At 40.5% G+C, this 4,423-nt stretch carries 2 protein-coding genes and 1 pseudogene; 2 read left to right on the top strand and 1 reads right to left on the bottom strand.

The window, feature by feature from the left end:
• Positions 1-1,004: 1,004 nt before the first annotated feature.
• Both IQ224_RS21865 and IQ224_RS21860 read left to right on the top strand, forming a co-directional pair.
• Positions 1,005-2,819, top strand: coding sequence for an EAL domain-containing protein (locus IQ224_RS21865; RefSeq protein WP_194033488.1), 1,815 nt, complete (start codon positions 1,005-1,007; stop codon positions 2,817-2,819).
• A 351-nt stretch (positions 2,820-3,170) separates the two neighbouring features.
• The gene (locus IQ224_RS21860; protein ID WP_002740086.1) at positions 3,171-4,172 is read left to right on the top strand and encodes a phosphoribulokinase; all 1,002 of its coding nucleotides are present in this window, start codon (positions 3,171-3,173) and stop codon (positions 4,170-4,172) included.
• A 51-nt stretch (positions 4,173-4,223) separates the two neighbouring features.
• Here the strand turns inward: IQ224_RS21860 and IQ224_RS21855 are convergent.
• Positions 4,224-4,310: pseudogene (locus IQ224_RS21855) on the bottom strand (DNA-binding response regulator); the annotation flags it as partial.
• Positions 4,311-4,423 lie beyond the last annotated feature (113 nt).

Raw genomic sequence — 4,423 nt, 5'->3', positions numbered from 1 at the left:
TCTTTTGATATTAACTTATTTGTGCCTTAAGTCCTTTCCTGTATGAATTTCAGCTACTTTTGAGCTTAGGTACTCTCATTGAATTTTATTTTAAGTTAATTATTTGCATAACAATTCCCGAAGAGCCATCTTTTTAAAGGGAAAATCTCTGCTAAAATCGGGCTTTATTTCTGATTTTATCACTCAATCTGGGACTTTGAGGGTTTCTACTCCCCGAAACCCGTTAGGGAGGACAGGAATTCGCAACCCGCGTGTGTGGTTTTATACCAAATTTCTAAATCCATGACAGACATCCACGCTCGAATGCTTGCCAAGCTTGCATTCGTTGTGACGCAAATAAAGAAAAATGGTATTAGATGTCCGTGGAGGAAGCACCTCTCCCAAAGTTCAGAAAGCATTAGCTTTGCAAGTGGTATGCTTATAGACGGTTGACCGTACATTTGTATTGGTTTGTTGCTGATAGTCGGTATTTCTGCAAATGTGAGATGCAGCAGGTCTAAATTAATGAAAACTGCATCATGCAGGATGAGAGCTTTGCCAACTCAGCTTTAAGGGACTTGCGGGAATTAGGGATGCAGTTAGTTTTAGATAATTTTGATGCCGGCTATTCCTGATTAAGTTATATTTATAAATACACCTTCGACAGTTTGAAGATCGATCGATCAAACCTTTATCCAATCTTGACTATCAAAAACCAAGCATTTAGCCATGTTATCGACTATGATCAGCCTAGGGCAGAATTTGAATTTACGAGTTATTGCCGTCGGGGGAGAAAGTTTACAACAGTTGGACACTTGCCCACGTCTCCACTGTGAAGAAGTACAATGATTTTGGTTGACTCGGACTTTGAACCCCCAAGATGTGACACAATTGCTGTTAAGTAACTGTTCCGAATTACCCCCAACACTTTATTGAGAAAATAAATTAACTTAAAGACGAATAAGCCGTAGCTTTTGAGAGAATAAATTAACTTATATTTTCACTTTTGTCGAGGTGCTGAAAAAATGATTAATGGTTCATCCAATTCCCGTTATCTCCTGATTGTGGAAGATCCTCAAGGTAGAAGAACAATTACCCTAGAGGACATGAAATATTCTCTGGGTCGTAAGTCTGATAATCAAATTGTTCTTCGCTCTAAACACGCGTCTCGCTATCATGCGACTTTAATTAAAAAGAGTATTGATCGCCAAAAATTTTCCTATTGGATTCTTGATGGTGATTTAGAGGGAAATAAAAGTCATAATGGCATTTACGTCAATGGGTCTAAATGCTTAATTCATGAATTAAAAGATGGTGATTTAATTAACTTTGGCTGTGATATAAATGCCAGTTTTCATTTAATAGCTAGTCAAGCAAAAATAGAGCGAGAATCAGTTAAAAATATAGGACAGTTACAAGGGAACACTAGGGAAAATGAAACCGATTCTAGCCATAATGACCCTCAGGCAAAAAGTACCTTAATTCTCCGTCAAGCTCCATCGCAAATCATAAATTTTAATAGCAAGATTCAAGAGGAATATTCTTCGGTTGTTCTCAAGGATTTACCTAACCGTTCCCTCTTTAATGAACACCTCTCAAGTGCTATTAATAATGCCCAGAAAAATAATCAACTGATCGGGCTATTATTATTGGATGTAGGGCAGCTAAGAAATGTCAACAATCAACTAGGTTATCGACTGGGGGATAAACTATTAAAAATCTTAATTGAACGTTTAAGAAAAAGTTTGCGATCAGAGGATATAGTCGCCCATTGGAGAGGGTACGAATTTATTATCCTGCTGTCACAAATTAATGATGCTAATGATCTAGAAAAGGTTGGTCAAAGAATTATTAAAACCCTAGAAAGTAATAATGAAATTGAAAATCACTCCCTAGTCGTGCGATTAAGTTTAGGTTCAGTTATCTGTCCCCCCGACGGCACAGACAGGAAAGTAATATTACAGAAACTGGAGGAAAATTTAGTAGCAGTTAAGAATAATATAAATGATAACTCCCAGATAGAGTCGGTTAATGTTCACCCCAAAAATACTCGTAGTTCTAAAGTTGAATATTTTCTCTATCAGGCAATGAGAAATAATGAATTAGCTCTTTACTATCAACCGCAAGTTAATATCATTCAGGGGCAAGTGGAAGGATTGGAGGCATTATTGTGCTGGTTACACCCTCAATTCGGATTAATCCCCCCTAATCGTTTTTTACCCTTAGTCGAAGAAAGCGACTTAATCCTTGAGCTTAATCGTTGGGTACTAAAAAATGCCTGTCAACAGGCACAAATATGGCAGCAGCGGGGATTATTATACACCCCCATCTCGATCAATTTGTCCCCACACCAATTGCGTGATCCCCAGTTGCTCACCAACCTCAAAGAAGTCTTGACTGAAACCCAAATCGGGCCTTTCTTTCTGGAGGTAGAAATAACTGAGACAAGTTTACTGGAAAATAGCCGCGAAACCGGTCGAATTCTTGGGGATTTGCAGAAATTGGGTATTAGTATTACCCTCGATGATTTTGGCAGCGGTTACGCTTCGATCGCCTATCTCGGTCAATTTCCCGTGAAAAAACTGAAAATAGAGCAATCTTTAACAAAAAAACTCACTGATACTCCCCAAGATACCCGTTTTATCTCGTCATTGCTGGCGGTAGCGAAAAGTTTTAACTTAATAGCGATCGCCAAGGGAGTAGAAACCCAACAACAATTAGAAATCCTGCAAGAATTAGGTTGTGAGAGAATGCAAGGCAATCGCATCAGTTCCCCTCTAGCTGTGGAGGAAATGACGACATTTCTCCACACCCACCGCACCCTCTCAGTTGGGAATTAGGAGTTAGTCCCGATGAAAAAATTTTCACCAGCACAGATGAAAGAGGTTTCTTTCCCCACACCCTCTTTCCAGTCAGGAGACAGGAGGCAGCTTTTGTGTATTCTCCCCACTTGCGACTTTCCACTGATAACTGATAACTGATAACTGATAACTGATAACTGATTTTGGTCACTGATTCCGGTATGATCTGAACAGATTATCTAGTATCAAATACCTACTCATTCTAGCGTGAGGCTCTTGCCGAACCTGTCAGCAGCAGAAATTTGTGGCGGCGGGGTACTGCTCGATCCAGAGTCTGGTTTAATTACATACTATAGGGTTAACAATTAGTTGTGTATTTAGAGGGAAACTATGGCCAATAAGCCAGAGCGCGTGGTTCTAATCGGTGTAGCTGGGGACTCCGGTTGTGGGAAATCTACTTTTTTACGTCGTTTGACCGATTTATTCGGGGCCGAGTTTATGACAGTGATCTGTTTAGATGACTACCATTGCCTCGATCGCAAACAGAGAAAAGAGGTGGGTGTCACCGCACTCAATCCGAAAGCGAATAACTTTGACCTGATGTATGAGCAGATTAAAGCTCTTAAGGGAGGTCAAGCCATTAATAAACCTATTTATAATCATGAAACGGGGATGATCGATCCCCCCGAAATCATCGAACCGAATAAGGTAATCGTGATCGAGGGACTACACCCCTTATATGATGAACGAGTCCGGTCCCTATTAGATTTCAGCGTTTATCTCGATATTAGCGATGAAGTCAAAGTTAACTGGAAAATTCAACGAGATATGGCCGAGCGCGGTCACACCTATGATGATGTGATGGCGGCCATTAATTCTAGAAAACCGGATTTCAGTGCCTATATCGATCCCCAAAGACAGTACGCTGACGTGGTGATTCAAGTGCTGCCCACCAAATTACTTGAAGATCACGAAAGTAAATTACTGCGGGTTCGTTTAATCCAGAAAGAAGGGGTGGAAAACTTTGAACCCGCTTATCTGTTTGATGAAGGTTCCACCATCGATTGGCGGCCCTGTGGTCGTAAATTGACCTGCACTTATCCCGGTATTAAACTCTACTACGGTCCAGATGGCTTCTTGGGGAATGAAGTGTCGATTCTGGAACTAGATGGTCAATTCGATAACCTCGAAGAAATGATCTACATCGAAAGCCATTTGAGCAAAACTGGCACTAAATACTACGGTGAAATGACGGAATTACTGCTCAAACACAAGGATTATCCCGGTTCCACCAATGGTACGGGTTTATTCCAAGTCTTAGTCGGTCTCAAAATGCGTGAAACCTACGAAAAACTAATGGCAGCCGAAGCAAAAGTGGCAGCGTCAGTCTAGTTTTTAGTTTTTACCGAACCGGCATCCTATATGGTTAGGATGCCGGTTTTTTTAAGCTACTAATCCCGATCGCAGGGCTAACACTGCCGCTTGAGTGCGATCATCCACAGAGAGTTTATTTAAGCCCACATTCCGCACCCTCAACTGTCACAGATCAAAAAAGCCATTAAAGTAGTACATAATAACTAAAATTAATTCAAAGGTTAAAAGGGTTAATGAGAATATATAGCATTAAAAGGGGTATGGAGCGA

Origin of the sequence: Microcystis sp. LEGE 00066, assembly GCF_015207925.1 — a bacterium.
Classification (GTDB): domain Bacteria; phylum Cyanobacteriota; class Cyanobacteriia; order Cyanobacteriales; family Microcystaceae; genus Microcystis; species Microcystis ichthyoblabe_A.
Note: the sequence above shows the minus strand (reverse complement) of the source record. Positions and strands in the feature narration are given on the sequence as shown.